At 73.5% G+C, this 19,959-nt stretch carries 15 protein-coding genes; 9 read left to right on the top strand and 6 right to left on the bottom strand.

What is annotated here, in order from left to right; all coding sequences use genetic code 11:
• Positions 1 to 11: 11 nt before the first annotated feature.
• The gene (locus tag WMF45_RS37765; protein ID WP_437710725.1) at positions 12 to 3,053 is read left to right on the top strand and encodes an ATP-binding protein; all 3,042 of its coding nucleotides are present in this window, start codon (positions 12 to 14) and stop codon (positions 3,051 to 3,053) included.
• A 28-nt stretch (positions 3,054 to 3,081) separates the two neighbouring features.
• On the opposite strand, the gene WMF45_RS37760 is transcribed toward WMF45_RS37765, so the two are convergent.
• Both WMF45_RS37760 and WMF45_RS37755 read right to left on the bottom strand, forming a co-directional pair.
• Positions 3,082 to 3,822 carry a Uma2 family endonuclease gene (locus WMF45_RS37760; RefSeq protein WP_437710723.1) on the bottom strand — a complete coding sequence of 247 codons (741 nt, stop codon included), beginning with the start codon at positions 3,820 to 3,822 and terminating at the stop codon, positions 3,082 to 3,084.
• Between the two features lie 105 nt (positions 3,823 to 3,927).
• Positions 3,928 to 5,058 carry an AAA family ATPase gene (locus tag WMF45_RS37755; RefSeq protein WP_437710721.1) on the bottom strand — a complete coding sequence of 377 codons (1,131 nt, stop codon included), beginning with the start codon at positions 5,056 to 5,058 and terminating at the stop codon, positions 3,928 to 3,930.
• A 118-nt stretch (positions 5,059 to 5,176) separates the two neighbouring features.
• On the opposite strand from WMF45_RS37755, the gene WMF45_RS37750 reads away from it, so the two are divergent.
• A complete protein-coding gene (locus WMF45_RS37750; RefSeq protein ID WP_437710719.1) occupies positions 5,177 to 5,854 on the top strand; it encodes an RNA ligase family protein in 678 nt (225 codons plus the stop codon).
• On the opposite strand, the gene WMF45_RS37745 is transcribed toward WMF45_RS37750, so the two are convergent.
• Both WMF45_RS37745 and WMF45_RS37740 read right to left on the bottom strand, forming a co-directional pair.
• On the bottom strand, positions 5,843 to 6,451 hold the full coding sequence (locus tag WMF45_RS37745; RefSeq protein WP_437710717.1) for a hypothetical protein: 609 nt from the start codon (positions 6,449 to 6,451) through the stop codon (positions 5,843 to 5,845). The genes WMF45_RS37750 and WMF45_RS37745 overlap by 12 nt on opposite strands.
• A gap of 106 nt (positions 6,452 to 6,557) precedes the next feature.
• Complete coding sequence (locus WMF45_RS37740) at positions 6,558 to 7,124, bottom strand: DUF2127 domain-containing protein (RefSeq protein WP_437710715.1); 567 nt, start codon at positions 7,122 to 7,124, stop codon at positions 6,558 to 6,560.
• A gap of 384 nt (positions 7,125 to 7,508) precedes the next feature.
• On the opposite strand from WMF45_RS37740, the gene WMF45_RS37735 reads away from it, so the two are divergent.
• From WMF45_RS37735 to WMF45_RS37705, 7 genes are all read left to right on the top strand, one after another.
• Entirely contained in the window at positions 7,509 to 8,072 is a 564-nt protein-coding gene (locus WMF45_RS37735; RefSeq protein ID WP_437710713.1) for a hypothetical protein, read from the top strand.
• A 245-nt stretch (positions 8,073 to 8,317) separates the two neighbouring features.
• Positions 8,318 to 10,816 carry a beta-glucosidase gene (locus WMF45_RS37730; protein WP_437710711.1) on the top strand — a complete coding sequence of 833 codons (2,499 nt, stop codon included), beginning with the start codon at positions 8,318 to 8,320 and terminating at the stop codon, positions 10,814 to 10,816.
• A gap of 359 nt (positions 10,817 to 11,175) precedes the next feature.
• Complete coding sequence (locus tag WMF45_RS37725; RefSeq protein WP_437710709.1) at positions 11,176 to 12,942, top strand: protein kinase domain-containing protein; 1,767 nt, start codon at positions 11,176 to 11,178, stop codon at positions 12,940 to 12,942.
• 7 nt (positions 12,943 to 12,949) lie between these two features.
• Positions 12,950 to 13,972, top strand: a complete 1,023-nt coding sequence (locus WMF45_RS37720; protein ID WP_437710707.1) for a hypothetical protein — start codon at positions 12,950 to 12,952, stop codon at positions 13,970 to 13,972.
• A complete protein-coding gene (locus WMF45_RS37715; protein ID WP_437710705.1) occupies positions 13,969 to 14,934 on the top strand; it encodes a hypothetical protein in 966 nt (321 codons plus the stop codon). Before WMF45_RS37720 ends, WMF45_RS37715 begins: the two co-directional genes overlap by 4 nt.
• A gap of 133 nt (positions 14,935 to 15,067) precedes the next feature.
• Positions 15,068 to 16,012: an alpha/beta hydrolase gene (locus tag WMF45_RS37710; protein ID WP_437710703.1), complete on the top strand. Its 945-nt coding sequence runs from the start codon at positions 15,068 to 15,070 to the stop codon at positions 16,010 to 16,012.
• Positions 16,009 to 17,427 carry a pyridoxal phosphate-dependent decarboxylase family protein gene (locus WMF45_RS37705; protein ID WP_437710701.1) on the top strand — a complete coding sequence of 473 codons (1,419 nt, stop codon included), beginning with the start codon at positions 16,009 to 16,011 and terminating at the stop codon, positions 17,425 to 17,427. Before WMF45_RS37710 ends, WMF45_RS37705 begins: the two co-directional genes overlap by 4 nt.
• A 42-nt stretch (positions 17,428 to 17,469) precedes the next feature.
• On the opposite strand, the gene WMF45_RS37700 is transcribed toward WMF45_RS37705, so the two are convergent.
• Together WMF45_RS37700 and WMF45_RS37695 are read right to left on the bottom strand one after the other, a co-directional pair.
• Positions 17,470 to 17,985, bottom strand: a complete 516-nt coding sequence (locus WMF45_RS37700) for a PDZ domain-containing protein (RefSeq protein ID WP_437710699.1) — start codon at positions 17,983 to 17,985, stop codon at positions 17,470 to 17,472.
• A gap of 367 nt (positions 17,986 to 18,352) precedes the next feature.
• Positions 18,353 to 19,906, bottom strand: a complete 1,554-nt coding sequence (locus WMF45_RS37695) for an FAD-binding oxidoreductase (RefSeq protein WP_437710698.1) — start codon at positions 19,904 to 19,906, stop codon at positions 18,353 to 18,355.
• Between the last annotated feature and the right edge of the window lie 53 nt (positions 19,907 to 19,959).

Genomic DNA, 19,959 nt, shown 5'->3' with positions numbered 1-19,959 from the left:
GGTGGCGCGGCGTGGAGGGCGCGGAGCGGCAGGACCCTGAGGGCGCCGAGCCCCCGCTGGAGGGCGCGGAGCCCGCGCCGGGGAGCGTCGAGGCCGCGCCTGCGAGCGCCGAGGCCGCGCGGGCGAGCGCGCTGCTCCCGCCCGCGCCGCCGACGATCGAGCACTTCATCGGCCGCCGCCCGCACCTGCGCGCCCTCCAGCGCGCCGCCGAGGTCCTCGTGCTGGAGCGGCCCGTCGCCGTGCTCGTCCACGGCGCCGCGGGCATGGGCAAGAGCGCGCTCATCCACCACTTCTTGATGGGGCTCCGCCGCGACAAGGGGCCGGTCATCCTGCGGGGGCGCTGCGCGCTCGCGGCGGCCGAGTCCTACAAGGCGTTCGGGGGCGTGATGGAGGCGCTGAGCCGCTTCCTCCGGCGGGTCTCGCGCGATGATGTGGAGCGCCTCCTGCCGCGCGACGTCCGCGCGCTCGCGCGGGTGTTCCCGGTGCTCTCGAGCGTGCCGGCCGTCGCGTCGGCGCCGCGCGCGTGCGAGTCGCCCGACGCGCAGGAGCTGCGGCAGCGCGGCTTCGCCGCGCTCCGCCAGCTGCTCTGGCGCATCGCCGAGCGCAGCCCGCTCGTCGTGGCGATCGAGGACCTGCAGTGGAGCGACGTCGACAGCGTGGCGCTCCTGCTCGAGCTCACGCGGCCCCCCGACGCGCCCGCGATGATGTTCCTCGGCAGCTTCCGGGACGAGGACGTCGCCACGAGCGCGCCGCTCCGCGCGCTGCTCGACGGGATGGGCCTCGAGCGCCGGGACGCCGAGGCCGAGACCGCCGGCGCGCGGGGGCGGATCGAGTCGGCGCGCCGGGACGGCGAGCTGCGCGAGATCGCGGTCGGCCCGCTCTCGCCGCTCGAGGCCGAGGAGCTCTCGCTCGCGCTCCTCTTCGCGCGCGACGACGTGACCCGCGCGCGGGCGGACGCCATCGCCCGCGCCTCGCGGGGCAACCCGCGGCTGCTCGGCGAGCTCGCCCGCGACGCGCAGGAGCTCTCGGGCGAGGACGGCGCCCGGGGCGACGCCGCGTGGGGCAGGGCGCTCGACGCGCGGCTCCGCCGCCTGCCGGAGCACGCGCTCCGGCTGCTGGAGGTGATCGCTGTCGCCGGGGAGCCGATCGACGCGGCGGTCGTGGCGCGGGCGGCGAAGCTCCGCGACGACGAGCTTGCCCCGGCGATGACGCTGCTGCTCATGGAGGACCTGATCGCCGCGCGGCGCGCCGGCGAGGGCGAGCTCGTCGAGGCGTCGCACGACAGGGTGCGCGCGGCCGTGGTCGGCCGGCTCGGCCCGGAGCAGCTCGCGGCGCGGCACCGGAGGCTGGGGCGGGCGCTTGAGGCGCTGGGGACGGCGGACGCGGAGGCGCTCTCGCGGCACTGGCTGGGCGCGGGGGACGCGGCGCGGGCGGGGCGGCTCGCCGAGCGCGCGGCCGAGGAGGCGGCGGAGGCGCTCGCGTTCGAGCGCGCGGCGCGGCTCTACGAGCTCGCGCTCGGCCTGCGCTCGCGCGAGGCGGATGTCCCCGAGGCCGAGCGGCGCGCGCTCGGCGTGCGGTGCGCCGACGCCCTCGTCAACGCGGGCAAGAGCGCCGAGGCGGCGAGGATCTACGCGGCGGCGGCGGAGGGGGCGGACGGCGCGCGCTCGCTCGAGCTCCGCCGGCGGGCCGCGGAGCACTACCTGCGGAGCGGGCACATCGACGAGGGGATCGAGCTCGTCCGCGCCGTCCTCCGGGCCGTCGGCCTGTCGTTCCCGGAGACGCCGCGGCGCGCGCTGGTGGCGCTGCTCCTGCACCGGGCGGAGCTGCGCCTCAGGGGCCTCCGGTTCCGCGAGCGGTCCGAGGCGGAGGTGCGGCCGGAGGACCTCGCGCGCATCGACGCCTGCTGGACGGTGACGGTGGGGCTGTCCGGCGTCGACATGGTCCGCTCCGCCGAGTTCTCGGCGCGCGCCCTGCTGCTCGCGCTGCGGGCCGGCGAGCCGTACCGCGTCGGCCGCGCGCTCGCGTTCGAGGCCTCGTCCGCGTGCATGATGGGGGCGCCGGGCCGGGCGCGCGCGGAGGAACTCGTCGCCGCGGTGCGGGCGCTCTCGGAGCGGCTGGACAGCCCGCACCTCCTCGGCCTGTCGATGATGGTGTCGGGCATGCTCGAGGCGTTCACGGCCGGGCGCTGGAAGGCGGCGTCCGCGTGGTACGAGGTCGCCGACGAGCTCCTGCGCGACCGCTGCGCCGGCGTGTCCTGGGAGCTCGCGACGACGCAGCTGATGGCGTCGTGGGCGCGGTACTACCGCGGGCAGATCGACGCGCTCGCGCGGACGACGCCGGCGGTGCTCCGCGCCGCCGAGCAGCGGGGGGATCTCTACGCGGTGGCGATCTTCAGCGTGCAGGCGACGTGGGTGGCGCTCGCGTCGGACGACGTGGCGGGCGCGCGCGGCGCGATCGCGGAGGCGCTGTCGAGGTGGACGACGTCGGGGTTCCACCTCGAGCATTTCGTCGGGCTGCTCGGCGAGACCTACGTCGACCGGTACGCGGGCCGCGCCGGCGCCGCGATGAAGCGCCTCACGGACGCCTGGCCGAGGATCGAGGGCTCGATGCTGCTGCTGATGCAGAACAGCCGGGTGATGGCCCACGTCGAGCGCGCGTGCACGGCGCTCGCCGTGGCCGAGGCGGCGCCCGAGCCGGAGCCGCTGATCCAGGCGGCGCTCCGGGACGCCGCGGCGCTCGCCCGGGAGAAGACGGCGTGGTCGGACCCGTTCGTGCCGCTGATCCGCGCGGGCGCGGCCGAGCTGCGCGGCGACAGGGAGGGGGCGATCGCGCAGCTGGAGGCGGCGGCGGCCGGGTTCGACGCGGCGGATATGCCGCTCTATGCGGCGGCGGCGCGGCGCCAGGCGGGCGAGCTGCTCGGCGGGGAGAAGGGGCTCCAGCGGCTCCTCGTGGCGGACGCGGTGATGGCGCGGGAGCGGATCAAGAGCCCGGCGCGATGGGCGGCGATGCTGGCGCCGGGCTTCGGGCGGGGCGAGCGGGTCGGCTGGGGATGACCCATGGCGTCCGGCGGCCGGGCGGCCGCTAGCTCGATCCGCCGCCGGGCAGCGGACCGAACTGCTTCTCGTACGCCGCGAGCCGGGCGGCGAGCTGCTTCGCCTCATCGCTGGCGGCGCGAGCCTGCTCTTCGGCGGCGCGAGCCTGCTCTTCGCCGGTCTGCAGCACGCGCCCATGGGCATCGATCCAGCGCAGCCAGTCGATGGCGAGGCCGCGGTAGGTGCCGTGGCGCACCCCGAGGCGCAGGCCGAGGCACGCGCTCACGACATCGCCGTTCGTCTCGGGCGGCATCGGCAGGTAGGACCGCGTGGCTCGATCGAGCACATACGCCTCGAGCACGCCCGAGAACGGATCGAACAGGTAGTACTCCGGCACGTGCAGGAGCTTCGCGTAGATCCGCATCTTGTCGCCGCGATCGACGGCCTGGGTGCTCTCGGAGAGCAGCTCGATCACCACGTCGGGCGTCCTCCCGTCCTCCTGCCAGACGACCCAGGACTTGCGCTCGCGCCTGTTGGTGTCGAGCACCACGAACACGTCGGGGCCTCGGAAGTCGTTCTTCTTCGCCTGCAGCTCGCTGAAATAGATGGCCATGTTGCCGCCGACGTAGACGTCGTCGCGGTCGCGCCAGAACAGCTTCAGCACCTCGATGAGCAGGTCCATCTGCGCGCGGTGGCGCTCGGATTCCATCGGCTCTCCATCGTCGTACGGGAGCTCGTCCTCGCCGGGCGGGGGAATCGGGATGAATGAATTCTCGCTCTGGAAGGGCATACGTCGCTCCAGGCGCAGCGTACCCCATGCCGCGTGCGGGCGCAGCCGGCCGACCCGTGCCGCTCCCCGCGGCGGCTCCGGCACGAGGGCAGGGGACGTCAGGCGTCAGCGCACCGCGAGCACCACCTCGTGGGCCTCGGTCTTCGCCGGGATCTCCCAGCGCTCGATCATCCGGCGGATGACGGCCTCCGGCACCGCCGCCTCCCGCGCCCGGTTCTGCGCGAACAGCGTCGATGCAGGCACCTCCACGTAAACGACGCGGATCTTCGCCCCGTAGTCGGCCGCCATCTGCAGCAGCGGGCCGCGCCGCTGCCGCGAGAGGTTCGTCGCGTTCCACACGAACCGCTCGCCGCGCCGCAGGTATTCCTTCGCCCGCTCGCGCGCGGCCTGGACCACCTGTCCCTGCGTGTCCGCCGGATCGATCTCCAGCTCGCTCCGCAGCGCGTCCAGGGAGACGACCGGCCAGTCGGCGAGGTGGTGGCGAACATAGGTGTCCTTCCCGGCGCCCGGGAGCCCGCTCATCACCACGACCTCGGAGCGCGTGTCGTCGTAGACCTCGACGTCCGGGTGGCGCCCGCCGGCGGGATCGGAGCGGAAGTACACGAAGCGCGTGTGCGCCGAGGCGAAGGACCGCGGCGCGGTGTAACACCCCTCCTCGCGACAGAACTCGCGGAAGAGCTCGATGTTGTCGACGACGCGCCCCATGTCCGCGCAGACGCGCCCTCGGATGTCGGCCTCGGCCACGAGCGCGAGCAGGTCGCAGCGCGCGTGGAGGCTGATCTCGGCGGCGACGCGCCGCGCGTCGTCGCGCTCGATGAGATAGAACGGGATCTGGTGATAGCGCACGAGCGCGCACACCTGCTCGCGCAGCGCGAACGGCGCGCCGAGCTCCCAGAGCAGGCGGCGCGCGAGGAGCTCCCCCGCGCGAGAGTGGCCCTTCGCCGTGATCCGCCCGTCCTCCTCGCGGGTGGTCGCCGGCTTCGCCACGTCGTGGAGGAGGCACGCGAGGTACACGACGCGCTGCTCCTCGGCCGGCAGCGCCTGCCACTCGGGCAGCCCGAGGAGCGTCTCGAGCACCATGCGGGTGTGGATCCAGACGTTGCCCTCGGCGTGGTGGATCGGGTCTTGCGGGCAAGCCTCGAGCGCGCGGACCCAGTCGAAGACCTGGAGCTCGTTCCAGGGGACATGCCCCGGATCGGGCGTGAGCAGGTCGAGGAGCGACGACGCGGAGGACATGACGGAGGACCCCTGGCGAGCGCGCGGTCGGCTCCGCGTTCGGCGCCGCGCGACGCGCAGCGCGCGTGAGGGCCGTAGCATGTCCGCGAAAGGACGCCGGTGCTACCCTGGCGCCGCCATGTCCGCCAAATACCCTCGCTCGTTCCACCTGCCGTGGTCCCCCGGCGGAACGTCCGACGACAAGCGGATGGCAGACGTGTCGGGGCTGCTCGGCGTCGAGATCGTCATCACCGAGAAGTGCGACGGGAGCAACCTCACGTACACGCGGGCGAGCGTCTTCTCCCGCTCGCACTCGGGCCCTCCGTCCCACCCGAGCTTCGACCTGGCGAAGGCCACGCACGCGAGCATCGCGCACCTGCTCTCGGAGGGCATGTCGCTCTTCTGCGAGTATTGCTATGCGGTCCACTCCATCGAGTACGAGGCGCTCCCGGGGTATTCGCTGGTCTTCGGCGTGCGGGACGACGTGCGGGGCCTCTTCTGGGAGTGGGACATGGTCGTGGCCCAGGCGAACGATCTGGGGCTCCCCACGGTGCCTGTCCTGTTCCGCGGCACCGTCGAGGGCGAGCGCGAGCTCGAGGCGCTGACGACCGCGCTCGCGCGGGAACCCTCGGCGTTCGGCGGCCCGCGCGAGGGGGTGGTCGTGCGGGCCGCCGGCGAGTTCCCGGACGCGGCGTTCCAGCGGCGCCTCGCCAAGTGGGTGCGGCGCGGGCACGTGCAGACGGACGAGCACTGGATGCACCAGGAGATCCGGCCCCAGCGCCTCGCCCCGGCGCCCGTCGACGCGTCACCGCCGTGAAGCCAGCGCCGCGAGCCGATCGCAGAGGCCTTCGCGGATCGGGCCGTAGGCCTTGCGGTACTCCTCCCAGTCGAGGCGCTCGTCCGCGACGATCTCGCGCCAGTACGGGTTCGCGGCGCCGTAATCGTGGAGGACGCCGGACTCGGCGATCTGCACGGCGAAGAGCGGCACCCGGAGGGCGTGGAAGAGCTTCTTCTTCGAGGCCTCCGGCTCGTCGTCGAAGCGGGCGCCGGCCTTCTTGAAGTCGGACGCGGAGCGGCTCGCGGCCGACGCGGCGAGCTTCTTCCTGTCGAGCTTGAACGGGAAGGGCGGCCTTCCTTCCTTGAGCCGGTGCTCGGGCGCCAGGAACAGGCACTCGAGCGCGAAGACGCTGTGCTCGGCGATGGCGTCGCGGAAGGTGTCGAGGCCGTGGACGACGACGTTGACGCCCGGCGCAAAGGCGAGGTCCTGCCGCGCGTCGCGCCGCGCGAGGACGGCGACGAAATCCTCGTCCGACGTCGCGGACGCGGTGCCGTACACGCGCGACCCGGCGCGGAACACGCTGTGGACCTCGCCGTCTTTGCGGCCGAGGACGCGGAGCACGGTGGAGAGGGTCATGGCAGCGGCCTCGCTCGAGGGACGGCGAGCATCGCGCCGTTGCCATCCCTGCGCAACGGTCGGCGCGCTCGACATCGCCCCGCGGTTCGTTGAGCTGGCGGGATGGTTAACCTTCCGTCGTCCGCTCGTCGGCACCAGGGGCGAGTGTCGCGTCGTCGCCTGTGGTTGCCGAGCAGCTCCGGTGCTCGCGCCGAGCGCGTCGGCTCAGATAGGCCACGATGACGATGTTGATCACCAGGATGACGATGCGCGTCAGCCGCCATCCATGGCGGACGAGGTCCATGATCTCGAAGGGGACGAGCGAGGCTGTCGCTCCGACGACCAGCCAGGGGGCCCACCTGTAGCCACGGCGGAGGGACGAGCCCTCGATGAAGCTGAGCAGGGAGTCCGCCGCGAGCGCGGCGCTTACGACGTGGGCGCCGTGCGGCGTCGTCGCCTTCGAGACCACGTCCATCAGCGCGGCGCTCCAGGCGCTCGCGCTCTCCCTGCCCAGCGTGACCGCGAACGCGTGAGCCCTGGCGGCGAGCCCGGACGAGGCCAGGAGGAAGATCGCGATCGCCAGCACGATCTGCAACACAGATTTGGCGAGCTTGTAGACGATGATGACGCGCACGCCGAGCGCCCGCCGCAGCGTGGGGGCCTGACCGGCTGCGAATCGATCCCTGGCGGCCATGCGCTCCATCCTGGCACGCGTCTGCCGCGCGCGGCGGCCCAACTCGATCTCGAATAGGCTCGCCGAGCTCAACCATCGGGACGCCATCGAACCCGGCCACGAGGCGAGGATGGGCCCGAACTTCGGGACATGCGCGACAGCGGGCTCGCGGAGCTCGACCTCGTTGACATCACGACGCGTCGCCGAGGACGGCGGCAGGCGCAACGTGTACGGAGTTCGGGCCGTGGCCTGCGATGTCCCGGCCGGCTGCGCGGGCTTGCCTCGACAGCGCCTGGCCGCTCCTGCGGCAGCCGTAGCCGCCAGCGTGTATAATCATGGCGTTTCGCCAATGACCTCTTGGTCAGGGCAGAATCCGCGCGAGGCATTCCTGCAAGTGGGGTACACATGGCCGTCGGGCAGCAGCAAACGGGTCAGCAAAGCCTGTTCGCCGATGATTTTTTCTACTTCATCCTGAGGCTTCGAAAGTCCCGTATCCAGTCCGTGGTGGCTCGCGTGCGGCGCATGTATCCAGACGAGTCGCCGGAGCAGCAGGCGCGCCGGCTGATCGCATCGACCAAGGCGATCTCTTTCGCCGCGGGCGGCGTCGTCCATGTGCCCTCCATCATCCCTGGGTTCGGCATCGTGTACGAAGGCGTGGGGTTCGTCGCAGGCACATCGATCCTTACCAGGATGCACCTTTACCTGGTCCTCGAGATAGCCCTGCTCTTCGGGAAGGACATCGACGAATCCGAGCGCGTCAAGGAGCTCGCGGCCGTGGTGGCGGCTTGTGCCGCCAGCGCCGCCGCGCCGGTGGCCGTCCTCGCGGTGAGCTTGAATCCGGCCTTCGCGGTGGCGACGGGGGCGCTCGCCGCGACGGCCGTCTCCCGGGCGATCGGGGAAGCGGCGATCCGCCGCTACCAGCGCTCGACGGCGCCCGAGGCGGCGGTCCCCGCGCCCGCGAAGGGATAGCGCGCCCGGTGGGAGGCCCCCACGAGCGGGCTCGGGTGCAGCTGGACCGGCCGGCATCGACGGCGATGCCGGCCGCCATCGGAAACCCCGGGAGGAGCCATCCAGGTGGTGGCCCTCTCCACATCTCGGCGGAGCGCGAGCTCACCGGCGGCCGTGACGCTCCTGTAAACCTGGCGTTTCCCTGACCTTGTAAGTACCGTGCTCGCGCCGCCTCCGGCGGCGTCTCTGCGCTTTCAGGAGGGGCCATGGCCGTCGCCGACTCGAACTCTGCTCGTCCCCAGAAGACCGATCACCTGCCCGAGGCCGTCGAACGGCGGGTGGCGGACGCCCTCGCCGCGCTGTCGCTCGAGCAGAAGGTCCGCCTGCTCACGGGCGCCGATTTCTGGAGCACGCACCCCGAGCCCGCGATCGGCCTGCGCCGCATGGTCGTCTCGGATGGCCCGGTCGGCGTGCGCGGCGAGCGCTGGGACGAGCGCGACCCCTCGGTGTGCCTCCCTTCCTCCACCGCCCTCGCGGCCACATGGGACGAGGCTTTGCTGGAGCGCGTCGGCGCCGCGCTGGCGTCGGAGGCGCGGCGCAAGGGCGTCGACGTCGTCCTGGGGCCGACCGTCAACCTGCACCGCAGCCCGCTCGGTGGCAGGCACTTCGAGTGCTTCTCGGAAGATCCCCTGCTGACCGGCCGGATCGGCGCCGCCTACGTCCGAGGGATGCAGGCCCACGGCGTCGGCGCAACGCCCAAGCACTACGTCGCCAACGACTCGGAGACCGAGCGGTTCACGGTCGACGTCCGGGTCGATGAGCGCACGCTGCGCGAGCTCTACCTCGCGCCCTTCGAGCGGATGATCACCGGCGCGGGCGCGTGGCTCGTGATGGCCTCGTACAACGCCGTCAACGGGGTGACCCTGACAGAGAGCCCGCTGCTCGCGTCGCCGCTCGAGGACGAGTGGGGCTTCGACGGCGTCGTGGTCTCCGACTGGACGGCGACCCGCTCCACCGAGGCCGCGGCGCGCGCGGCGCTGGACCTCGCCATGCCGGGCCCGGGAGGGCCGTGGGGCGAGGCGCTCGTCGCCGCCGTCCGTCGCGGCGCGGTGCCCGAGAAGGCCATCGACGACAAGGTCCGCCGCCTGCTGCGCCTCGCCGCCCGGGTCGGCGCCCTCGAGGGCGTCGCGCCGGCCGCGCCCGCCCCGGCCCCGCTCTCCAGCGCCGAGGCCGGGACGCTCGCCCGCGAGGCCGCCGCGGCCGGCATGGTGCTCGTGCGCAACCAGGGCGACGCGCTCCCGCTCGACGCGGCCAGCCTGCGGCGCATCGCCGTGATCGGCCCGAGCGCCGCGGCGGGGCGGATCCAGGGCGGCGGCAGCGCGAGCGTCCACCCGCACTACGCGGTCTCGCCGCTGGAAGGGCTGCGCGCCGCGCTCGGCCGGCGCGCCGAGGTGCTCCACGCCGTCGGCACCCGCATCCACGAAGGGCTCGTGCCGGTGGCCGGGGACCAGGTCGTCGACCCCGTGAGCGGCCAGCACGGCGTCCGCGTGCGGCTCCTCGACGAGAAGGGCGGCGTCCTGCACGAGGAGCACCGCGACGTCGGGCGCCTCACGTTCATCGGGGATCAGCGCGCGAACGAGGCCGCGACGATCGAGGTGACGGCGCGGTTCCGCGCCGCCGAGGCCGGGCTCTACCGGATCGGCGTGGCCGGCGTGGGCGTCTACCGCCTCACCGCTGGCGGGCAGGTCCTCTTCGACGAGGCGCTCTTGCCGGACAAGGACGACATGGCCGCGGCCCTGCTCGCCCCGCCGCAGCGGGCGGCCGAGCTGTCCCTGGCCGCCGGCCAGGAGATCGATCTCGCCCTGACGCACACCGTCCCCGTGGGCACGCTCGCGGTGGCGTTCTCCCTGGGGGCCGAGGTTCCGGCGCTGTCCGACGAGGAGGAGCTGGCGCGCGCCGTGGAGCTCGCGCGCTCCGCCGACGTCGCGATCGTGGTCGTCGGCACCACCGAGACGATCGAGAGCGAGGGCTTCGACCGGACCACGCTCGGGCTCCCCGGCCGCCAGGACGAGCTGATCAGCGCCGTCGCGGCCGTGAGCCCCCGGACGATCGTGCTTGTGAACTCCGGCGGGCCGGTGACGACGCCGTGGCGCGACGAGGTGGCCGCGGTGCTCCTCACGTGGTTCCCGGGCCAGGAGTTCGGCGCCGCCGCCGCCGACGTGCTGCTCGGCGCCGTGGAGCCCGGTGGCCGCCTGCCCACGACCTGGCCCGCGCGCGCGGAGGACGTGCCCGTGCTCTCGACGAAGCCCGAGAACGGCAAGCTGGTCTATGCCGAGGGCCTGCACATCGGGTACCGGGCCTGGGCGCGCGCCGGCGTCACCCCGGCCTACCCGTTCGGGCACGGCCTGGGCTACACGCGGTGGGAGATCCTCGACGTGGAAGCGCCGAGCGTCGCCGCCGGCGCGGCGGTCGAGGCGCGGGTGCGCGTGCGCAACGTCGGGACGCGCCGCGGGCGCCACGTGGTCCAGCTCTACCTGTCGCGGCCGGACTCCGAGGTCGAGCGCCCCGCGCTCTGGCTGGCCGGCTTCGCGTCCGTCGAGGCCGAGCCCGATCAGACGGTCGACGTCGCCGTCACCGTCGAGCCGCGGGCCTTCGCGCACTGGGCGGCAGGCCGATGGCAGGTGGAGCCCGGCGTGTACACGCTGCACGCGGGACACTCGGCCGCCGTCCTGACGAGACAGACCGCGGTGCACGTGCACGGGTGAGAGCGCAGCTGCGCGGCCCCGGGCGCTGCGCGCGCTCGCCGGGATCGATCCGACGATCTCCGGATCGAATCGATGAGGCCGGGAGCGAGGCTTTGCCGAGCATCACGGCGGGCGCCTCGCTCCTCCGCGCAATGCCTTGGTGCAAATTGCCTCAGCGTGACCGATGCGCGCGGCCGATTCCCCGCCGGAAAAGGGGATCCGTGCTCGTCTTGTCGTCTTGTCCCGAGGGCGCGCGGGCGAGCGTCGAGCTCGCCGGACGCCGCGCGCGCGGCGGGACGTGGGCTGGGGGGTCGCGCAGGCGCCGGAGGAGGTGAGGAGACGGCTCCTGGTTCGCCGCTTGCTTTCCAGGAGGGCGACCCATGATGGACGAGCACCATGTCCCCGGCCAGAGCGGATGGCTCGCGCTCGCCGGGAGAGGCGATGAGAGCACGGGGGGCGTCTCGTCCAGCGTCCGTGGATCACCGCAGAGGGAGCGCGCCGTGGGCGAGGTCCTCGCGGGCAAGTACCAGATCGTGGGCCGGCTGGGCGCGGGGGGCATGGGCACGGTGTGGCGCGCGCGCAGCCTTTGGCTCGACGTCGACGTGGCCATCAAGGTGCTCCACGAGGAGCAGCTCGACGGCCACGCCGCCGAGCGGTTGCTCCGGGAGGCGCGCGCGACGGCGAAGCTCGGCCATCCGGCGATCGTGCGCGTGTTCGATTTCGGCGAGACCGACGCGGGCGAGCCGTTCCTTGTGATGGAGCTGCTCGAGGGCACGCCGCTCTCGAGCTGGCTGGAGGCGAGGGGCCGTGTGCCGGCGGAGCAGGCGGTCCAGATGCTCTTGCCGGTCGCGTGTGCGCTCGCGACGGCCCACGCGCAGCGCATCGTCCATCGCGACATCAAGCCTGCCAACATCCTCATCGTGCCCGACGGCGCGGGCGGCCACGTGCCGAAGGTCGTCGACTTCGGCATCGCCAAGCTCGCCAACGCGCCGAGCCCTGCGATCACGCAGCGAGGGATGATCGTCGGCAGCCCGGAGTACATGTCGCCGGAGCAGGCCGACGGCCAGCTGGACGTCGGGGAGCAGGCCGACGTCTGGGCGTTCAGCGTGGTGATGTACGAGATGATCACCGGGCGGCGGCCGTTCAGCGGGGAGACGCTGAGCGCGGTGATCGTGGCGATCTTCAGCAAGGAGCCCGTGCCGACGACAGAGCTCGGCGCCGGCGACGAGGCGCTGTGGGCGATCCTCCAGCGCGGGCTGGCCAAGTCGCCGGCCGATCGGTGGCCCAGCATGCGCGCGCTCGGCCACGCGCTTGCTGCCTGGGCGCTCGAGCGCGGGGTGACGGCGGATGTGGCGGGCACGTCGCTCGCTCACCAGTGGCTCGCGCGAGGGGCCGAGCCGCCGCTCGCGGCGGAGAATGCGGCTACGATCGCCGCGCCTGCGGGCGCGGCCTCCGGGGCGGAGGTGGCGGCGCAGCTCTCGGCCGGCGCGCGGGAGGCGCCGGGCGCGCTGCCGACGCCGGCGGCCGCGCCCGTCGCGCGCCGGGGCGGCACCATCAAGATGGCCGAGGCATGGCGAGGAGCTCGGCTCGGGCTCACGGCCTCGCCGTGGCTCCAGAAGGCGCTCGTGGCCGGGGTCCTCGCCTTCGCCGCGCCTGTGGTGGTCGTCCTGGGGCTGGGCGCGCGGGGTGGGAGCGCGAGCGCGGACACCGCTCGGCCGGCGGTCATGGCGGCTGCTCCTGCCGTCGCCCTGGGCCCGTCGGAAGCGCTGCGGGGGACGGCGTCCGCTGCGTCCTCCATCGGCGTCGCACCCACCGATACCGGCGCACGACGCGCGGCTGCTTCCGAGACGGCCATGAGGGGCGTGGCGGCGGGCAGCGCGCCTGCCGAGCGGGACGAGCCGAGCGATCCGTGGGAGGAGCCGGGCGATCCATGGGATGAGCTCTTGCCGGCGCCTGCGGAGCCGCGCGCTCAGGTGGCCGAGCCGACCGGCCAACGGACGGCGCCGCGCGCTCAGGTGGCCGAGCCGCGCGCTCAGGTGATCGAGCCGCGCGCTCAGGTGGTCGAGCCGCGCGCTCAGCGAGCTGCGTCGCCGCGTCCGCGGCCTGTCTCCACGTCCATGCCGCTGCCGGCGGCGCCCGACTTCTGAGGTGGTCATGCGCACTCCCGGGGTGAAGCACCGCTCCCTTCGTGGTTCTGGCGATCTGCTGCTCCTTCTGGTCACGCTCGCTGCGGCGGCGCTCGGGCCGGGAGGCTGCTCCGCTCTGATCAGCGAGGAGCTGTCCGACAAGGCCGATGAAACAGGGGGCGTCGGAGGGCCCGAAGATGAGGCCGGCAATGGGAGTGGAGGGGGCGACCTGATCGGGAGCAGCGGCGCGAGCCCGAGCAGGACCACCGTGGGCAGCGGTGGCGACGAGAGCGCGACAAGCAGCGGAGGCAGCGGGAGCGCGAGCAGCGGGAGCGGCACTGGAGTGAGCAGCGGGAGCGGCGCTGGAACGAGCAGCGGGAGCGGGGCCGGAGCGAGCAGCGGGAGCGGCGCTGGAACGAGCAGCGGGAGCGGCGCTGGCGCGAGCAGCGGAAGCGGCGCTGGCCCGAGCAGCGGGAGTGGCCCTGGCCCGAGCAGCGGGAGTGGCCCTGACCCGAGCAGCGGGAGCGGCCCTGACCCGAGCAGCGGGAGCGGCCCTGACCCGAGCAGCGGGAGCGGCCCTGACCCGAGCAGCGGGAGCGGCCCTGACCCGAGCAGCAGTGCAGGCGAGGGCAGCGGAAGCGGCGCTGGTGCGAGCGATGGGAACGGCGCTGGCGCTAGCGGCGGTAGCGGTCCTGGCGCGAGCGTCGGCGGAGGCGACGGCAGCGGAAGCGGCGCCGGCGGGAGCGGCGCGGGAGGCGACGGCGGCGGAGGCGGCGCCGGCGGGAGCGGCGCGGGAGGCGACGGCAGCGGAGGCGGCGCTGGTGGGAGCGGCGCGGGAGGCGAGGGCGCGAGCAGCTGGAGCGGCGCGGGAGGCGCTGCAGCGAGCAGCGGCGCAGGCACCGAGACGACCTGCAACGGCCATTACGCCGATTGCGACGGGGACGCGGCGCACCATTGCGAGACCAACCTGTGGAACAACGACGCTCATTGCGGCGCCTGTGACAACCGATGTCCCGCCCGTACGAAGTGCCGGCAAGGAGAGTGCTCATGAGCGCGCGCCTCGCAGCGCGATCCACACGCCTCGGCGTCGCGCTCGCCGCGGCCTTGCTCATGGCCGCGGCTCCGCTTCCCGCGTCGGCGCAGGGCGCGGGCGATGTGGAGTCCGCGCGCGTGCTGTTCGTCCAGGGGGCCAAGCTGGCGAAGCAAGGGCGCTGGGAGGAGGCGCGCGCGCTGTACGCCCGATCGCTCCAGATCAAGGCGGCTCCCCTCACGCGCTACAGCCTCGGCGTCGCGCAGAAGGAGACAGGGCACCTCGTCGAGGCGCTCGCCAGCTTTCGCGCCTTCCTGGCCGAGCCGCCGACGCCGACGACCTCTCCCTACGTCGTGCCGGCGCGCGAGGCGGTCGCCGCGCTCGAGGGGCGCATCGGCCGAGCGACGATCGCCGTCAGGCCTGCCGAGATCGACGGACTGACGCTGGCCATGGACGGGAGGCCGCTGAGCGCGGCCCCTGGTCAGGTCATCGAGCTGGACCCGGGCGCTCACGAGATCGCGGCGAGCGCTCCGGGGTTCCGCGCCGCGGTCGCCCGGTTCAGCGTCGGCGCGGGCAGCTCGGTCGAGGTCCCGATCGCCCTGGCGCGAGCCACGACCGAGACGAGGCAAGCCTCGGCTGCCGGGGGCGCTTTACCTCCCGTGGCCGGCGCTGCCGATGCATCATCGAGCCGGACGCTCCCGCTCGTCGTCCTGGGCGCGGGCGGCGCGCTCTTCGCCGGCGGAGCCATCCTCGGGCTCTCGGGCCTGAAACAGGCAGGCGATGCGCGCTCGAGCACAGGCGCGGACGCGGGCGCCGCGCGGGCCAAGGGGATCGCCGGCGACGTCCTCGGCGTCGCCGGCATCGCGACCGTGGGCGTCGGGCTCTACCTGCTGCTGAAGGATCCCGCGCCGAGCACGACCAAGGCGGGCTCCGTGACACCGTGGCTGAGCGCGTCCGGCGCGGGCATCGAGGTGCGGCTCTGACGCCGCGCGCGCGGCCCGCGTTGAACCCACCGGCGGGCGGTGAGCGCTCGACGCCAGGACGCGGGGCAACGACGCAAAAGAGAGGCGGCGAGGGGTATTCCCGGCGGAAGCGCGGACATGGTATTGCGCGCCCATGCGCTCGCTCGTGACGGTGCTGTCCCTGGCCGCGCTCCTGGCCGCGGGCGCACCCGCCTCGGCCAACGGCGACGGGACCAGCTCGCCGCTCCCTGCGGCCGCGCCCGCGGCGAGCGCTCCTTCCGCAGCAGCACCCACGGCGAGCGCGCCCCCTGCGGCCGCGCCCGCGGCGAGCGCGGCCGCGCCCCCGCAGGACCCGGCGGCGGCCCGCTGGTGTGCGCCCGAGCTCGCGTCGCTGCCCGGTGATGTGTGCGCCTTCCTGCCGGCCAGGCCGGCGCCTGGCCCGCGGGTGCTCGTGATCTTCCTGCACGGCGTCGTCCAGCCCGATTCCGGGTGGCAATGGGCGCAGCAGCGGGGCGCGGCGCGGGCCGGCGCCCGGCACGGGGCCGCCGTGATGATGCCGCGCGGCCGGCGCGGGATCGGTCCAAATTCGATGCCAAATTCGATGGAAGACTGGTGGTGCTGGCCCACCGCCTCCGCCGCGCAGACGGCCCACGAGGACGCCCTGATCGCCGAGTGGGACGCGGCGCGCGCGGAGCTCGAGCGGCGCGCGGGCGCGCGCTTCGAGCGGGTGCTCGTGTTCGGCTTCTCGAACGGCGCGTACTACGCGACGTCGCTGGCGATGCGCGGGCGGCTGCCGGTCGACGGCTACGCGGCGTTCGCAGGCGGCTCGGGCGCGCGCTACCTGCAGCGGGCGGGCGCGCAGACGAAGCTGCGCGCGCCGGTGTTCGTCGGCTGGGGCGGGAAGGACCCGGCGCACAAGGACCAGGTGGCGCTCGCGAAGATGCTCCGCGGGCTGAAGTGGCCATCGAGGTCGCTCGGCAAGCCGCGCGCCGGGCACGCGATGACCGACGAGCAGGTCGACGAGGCGTTCGCGTTCCTGAGCGGCAGGCGAGGCGGCGACAAGGCGCCCGGCAGAGGGCGAGGAGCGCGAACGCGATGAAGGACGCGCTGACGACCGCGCTCTCCCCCGATTTCCTCGAGCGCGAGGCCGCCCGCCTGGGTGCGCTGCTCGCGGATCACGTGCGCAGGGCGCAGCGCCGGGAAGGGCCGGTGCTCGTGCAACGATCGATCGAGGAGATCCTCGCCGCGCTCGACTTCGATCGCACGGTCGCGCACGGCGGCGCGGATCTCGCCGCCCTCGTCGCCACCGTCCTCGACAACAGCAACCGGCTGCACCATCCCCGCTACTTCGGTCACCAGGTGGCCGTGCCGATGCTGTCGTCGTCGCTCGCCGACCTCGTGCACGGCGTCCTGAACAACGGCATGGCCGTCTATGAAATGGGGCCGGCCGGGACGGCGATCGAGCGCGGGCTCCTCCGCTGGATGCGCGGCAAGATCGGCTGGGGCGCCGAGGGCGACGGCGTCATCACCCACGGCGGGAGCCTGGGCAACCTGAGCGCGCTGCTCGCGTGCAGGGAGCGCGTCGCCCCGGGGAGCTTCAAGGCGGGCGTCCCGCCTGGCCTCGTCCTGCTCGCCTCGGAGGCGGCGCATTATTCGGTCGCGCGCGCCGCGGCCATCATGGGCCTCGGCGTCGATGCGGTCGTGAAGGTCGCCGTGGACGACGCGCTGCGGATCGTCCCGGGTGCGCTCTCGCGGGCGTACGAGGAGGTGAAGCGGGCGGGCAAGCGGGTGCTCGCCGTTGTCGCCAACGCGGGCGCGACGCCGAACGGGGCCTTCGACCCGCTGCGGGAGATCGGCGCGTTCTGCCGGCGGGAGGGGCTCTGGCTCCACGTCGACGGCGCCCACGGCGCGGCGGCGCGCTTCACCGAGCGCTACCGGGACCTCCTCGACGGCGTCGAGCTCGCCGACTCGCTCGTCTGCGACATGCACAAGATGCTCGGCACATCGACGCTGGCCTGCGCGGTCCTCGTCAGGGATCCCGCCGCGCTCGCCGGCACCTACGAGCAGTACGCGCCGTACCTTCACGGCGACGACGAGCGGCAGGGCGTCGATCTGTCCAAGCTCACGTTCGAGTGCACGAAGGCGCAGCTGTCGCTCAAGCTGTTCTTCAACCTCGCCCTCGTCGGCGAGGCCGGCCTGTCCGCGCACGTCGAGCGCCTCTTCGACGCCGCCCGGCGCTTCCATGGCCTCCTCGCGCGCCGGCCGGCGTTCGAGTGCTTCGGCGCCCCGCAGGCCAACATCCTCTGCTTCCGGATCGGCCGCGACTCGGCGACGCAGGATCGCGTCCGGCGGCAAATCGTGGAGGAGGGCAGCTTCTACATCACGCGAACCACGCTGCGCGGCGAGTCGTGGCTGCGCCTCGTCATCATGAACCCGCAGACGACGGACGGGGACATCGAGGCGCTCGCGGCGCGCATCGAGGCGCTCGTCGTCGAGCGCGCGCCGCCGCCCTGACGAACACGCGCCGGGTCGGGTCCACGGGCGGACGCGAGGCGGTCAGCCGCCGCCTCTCGACCTGGTCGCCGCGGCCGACGGGGGCGCCGGAGCGTCGCCGGCCGGCACCTGGAGCATCGCATAGTTGATCGTGGTCTCGTTGCGGAGCACGGTGAGCACCACCATGTCGCCGGGCAGGCGGGCGCGCAGGTAGCCCTCGAGGCCTGCCAGCGAGTGGACCGGCTGCCCGTCGACCGCGAGGATGACGTCGCCCGGCTCCAGGAGCGGGGACGTGAAGCTGCGGATATCCATGCTCGCGATCCTCGCGCCCTCCCCCGTGGTCGGCTGGATGGTGAGCAGCCAGGGCGCCGGGACGGAGGTGGCTGTCGCCGCGCGGCTCGACCGGTTATCGCGTTTCTCTGGCCTTGCGGTCGTCGCCGGGCTCGCCGGCGCGCCGGCGCGTTGCTGCGTGTCCTCGGCGCGCTGCTGCGAGGCCTCGACGCGCTGCTGCGAGGCCTCGACGCGCGGGCAATCGCCGCGACACGCGCTGACCGCCAGCGGGACGAGCGGCGTCAGCATCGCTGAGAGGCGTCGAGCCCACCCGTACGCGCCGCGCGCACGCAGGGGCTGATCCCGCTGTTGACTGCCATGCATGGCCCCGGCGTCCTCCGCGCGTTCGCCACGCGTCCGCACGCGTGCTCACATCGCTCACGTCAGCTCATGTCGCTCACGTCGAGAGCTGCAAGATCCCAACCACCGATTCCCCGCCGCTGTCCGGGCCGTTGTTGGGCGCGCGGCGAAGACCGGGGCGAGGCGGGGCGTGGAGAGCGCTCTTCTCTCTATCTCGCCGCGCCCTCGCAGTTCCGTCTCTCGCCAGCCCGAGCGGCGCCCTCGCGCCTTGAACTCACCGGAAAGCAAGGAGAGTGTCCGTGCCGGCGCGCCGTGCTCACGGGCTGACGGGCCGTGGCGTCGCGCCGAAGTGCGCGGGGAACACCCGCTCGAGGAACTCGTTGCGCAGGAGCCCGTCGGGATCGACGAGCCGCTTCAGGCGGACGAACTCCGGGAGCGCGTGCGCGTACATCGCCTGGAGGTGCTCCGCTGTCGCGTGGACGTTCTTCACCAGGTAGACGCGGCCGCCGAGCTCGAGCGCGCGCGCGCTGAGCTCGCTGAGGCGAAGGCCGATCCGGTGGGCGCTCTCTTCCTCCGAGGCCTCGAACGCGAGCGTCACCGCGAACCCGTCGGTCCCGTGGTTCGCCGAGAGGAGGAACTGGTCGCCCTGGATGTGGAGCACGTCGAGGAGGAGCGGCGGTATGCCGTCTCGGGCAGCGATCTCATCCACCTTGCCCAGGAAGTCGACGAGCCGGCGCAGGCTGTCCTCCTGGGCGCCCGGGTCGTAGGGGATCATGAACGCTTGCTGCACCGTGAGCATGGGCATCCCGAGGGTCTGGGCGATGCGCTTCGCGCGGACGTTGCCGTCCATGAAGAACAGGTAGCCCATGAGCTCATCGACGTACGGGCGTGAGACATCGAAGAGGAAGCGGTCGATGAGCGTCCAGAGGCCCCGGCTCACCACGGAGGCGCGCATCAGCCATTCGATCGGGACGCGGAGAACGTGCCGGGGGCGGTGGATCAGCAGCGGGCGGAGCTCGTGCGAGGTCCCCGGGACGTACCGCGACCGGAGGACCATGCTCCTGCTCCCCTCCAGGGTGTGGAAGGCGATGGAGAAGAGCGCCTCCGGGATCCACCCGTCCTCGTCCGCGGTGCCTCCCTCGGACTGCAGGAGCTGCTCCGCGCGTGGGAGGAGCGCCGTCGCGAGCTCCTCGAGCGAGGCGCAGCGCGTCGCCTGGGTGACGACCCGGATCGGCGTCCCTTCCGGGGCGACGCGCGCGATGCGGTAGGTGACATCGATCACCGCGCCGAGGTAGCCGAGCCCGCCGATCACCGCGTGGAACAGCGCGCTCGTCGCCTCATCGCGGCCGAGGGAGAGCAGCTGTCCGTCGAGGCAGAGGAGGGAGAGCCGCTCGACGTAGTGTCCCTCTTTGCTGGCGATGCCCGAGAAGCGCGAGAGGCAGTCCCCCGAGACCGTGCCTCCCGCGGTGGCGCGGCTCGTCGAGACGACCGTGTAGGGCACGAAGCCGCGGGCCGCGAGCGCGCGGGCGATGGCTCCCCAGGTCGCGCCGGCGCCCACGGTCATCCGCGCTCCCTGCGTGTCGATCTCGATGGATCGGAAGTGGTGCATCGAGATCACGATGTCGTCGTTCAGCGCCTGGCCATCGAACGACTGGCCTCCGGCGCGGAACGTGATCCTTCGCCCTGTCCGCCTCGCCATGCGGAACAGCACCCTCAGCTCCTCGACGGAGGCCGGGAAGTACACATCTCCACACGATCGGTTCAACCCGCTGTAGCCCTGGAGCGAGCAGAGCGGTCTCCGTCGGATCTCGTCGAGCCGTGGCGTAAGAATCTCGCCCGTCGTCCAGGCCCGATCGAGAGCAGCGCGCATCCCACCAGCTTCGCTCGAGGCGGCTCGGCGGGCCAAATTGGCCGCTGTTTTCG

The sequence above is a fragment of the Sorangium sp. So ce448 genome (assembly GCF_051520915.1).
Classification (GTDB): domain Bacteria; phylum Myxococcota_A; class Polyangia; order Polyangiales; family Polyangiaceae; genus Sorangium; species Sorangium cellulosum_B.
The sequence above is the reverse complement of the archived record's forward strand: the minus strand, read 5'-3'. Positions and strand labels throughout refer to the sequence as shown.

Bases quoted from the DNA above. Each gene is read 5' to 3' on its own strand.
- WMF45_RS37710 (WP_437710703.1), top strand. From the start codon at position 15,068: ATGCGCTCGCTCGTGACGGTGCTGTCCCTGGCCGCGCTCCTGGCCGCG.
- WMF45_RS37730 (WP_437710711.1), top strand. From the start codon at position 8,318: ATGGCCGTCGCCGACTCGAACTCTGCTCGTCCCCAGAAGACCGATCAC.
- WMF45_RS37755 (WP_437710721.1), bottom strand. From the start codon at position 5,058: ATGTCCTCCGCGTCGTCGCTCCTCGACCTGCTCACGCCCGATCCGGGG.
- WMF45_RS37695 (WP_437710698.1), bottom strand. From the start codon at position 19,906: ATGCGCGCTGCTCTCGATCGGGCCTGGACGACGGGCGAGATTCTTACG.
- WMF45_RS37705 (WP_437710701.1), top strand. From the start codon at position 16,009: ATGAAGGACGCGCTGACGACCGCGCTCTCCCCCGATTTCCTCGAGCGC.
- WMF45_RS37725 (WP_437710709.1), top strand. From the start codon at position 11,176: ATGATGGACGAGCACCATGTCCCCGGCCAGAGCGGATGGCTCGCGCTC.
- WMF45_RS37750 (WP_437710719.1), top strand. From the start codon at position 5,177: ATGTCCGCCAAATACCCTCGCTCGTTCCACCTGCCGTGGTCCCCCGGC.
- WMF45_RS37700 (WP_437710699.1), bottom strand. From the start codon at position 17,985: ATGCTGACGCCGCTCGTCCCGCTGGCGGTCAGCGCGTGTCGCGGCGAT.
- WMF45_RS37760 (WP_437710723.1), bottom strand. From the start codon at position 3,822: ATGCCCTTCCAGAGCGAGAATTCATTCATCCCGATTCCCCCGCCCGGC.
- WMF45_RS37715 (WP_437710705.1), top strand. From the start codon at position 13,969: ATGAGCGCGCGCCTCGCAGCGCGATCCACACGCCTCGGCGTCGCGCTC.
- WMF45_RS37735 (WP_437710713.1), top strand. From the start codon at position 7,509: ATGGCCGTCGGGCAGCAGCAAACGGGTCAGCAAAGCCTGTTCGCCGAT.
- WMF45_RS37720 (WP_437710707.1), top strand. From the start codon at position 12,950: ATGCGCACTCCCGGGGTGAAGCACCGCTCCCTTCGTGGTTCTGGCGAT.
- WMF45_RS37745 (WP_437710717.1), bottom strand. From the start codon at position 6,451: ATGACCCTCTCCACCGTGCTCCGCGTCCTCGGCCGCAAAGACGGCGAG.
- WMF45_RS37740 (WP_437710715.1), bottom strand. From the start codon at position 7,124: ATGGCCGCCAGGGATCGATTCGCAGCCGGTCAGGCCCCCACGCTGCGG.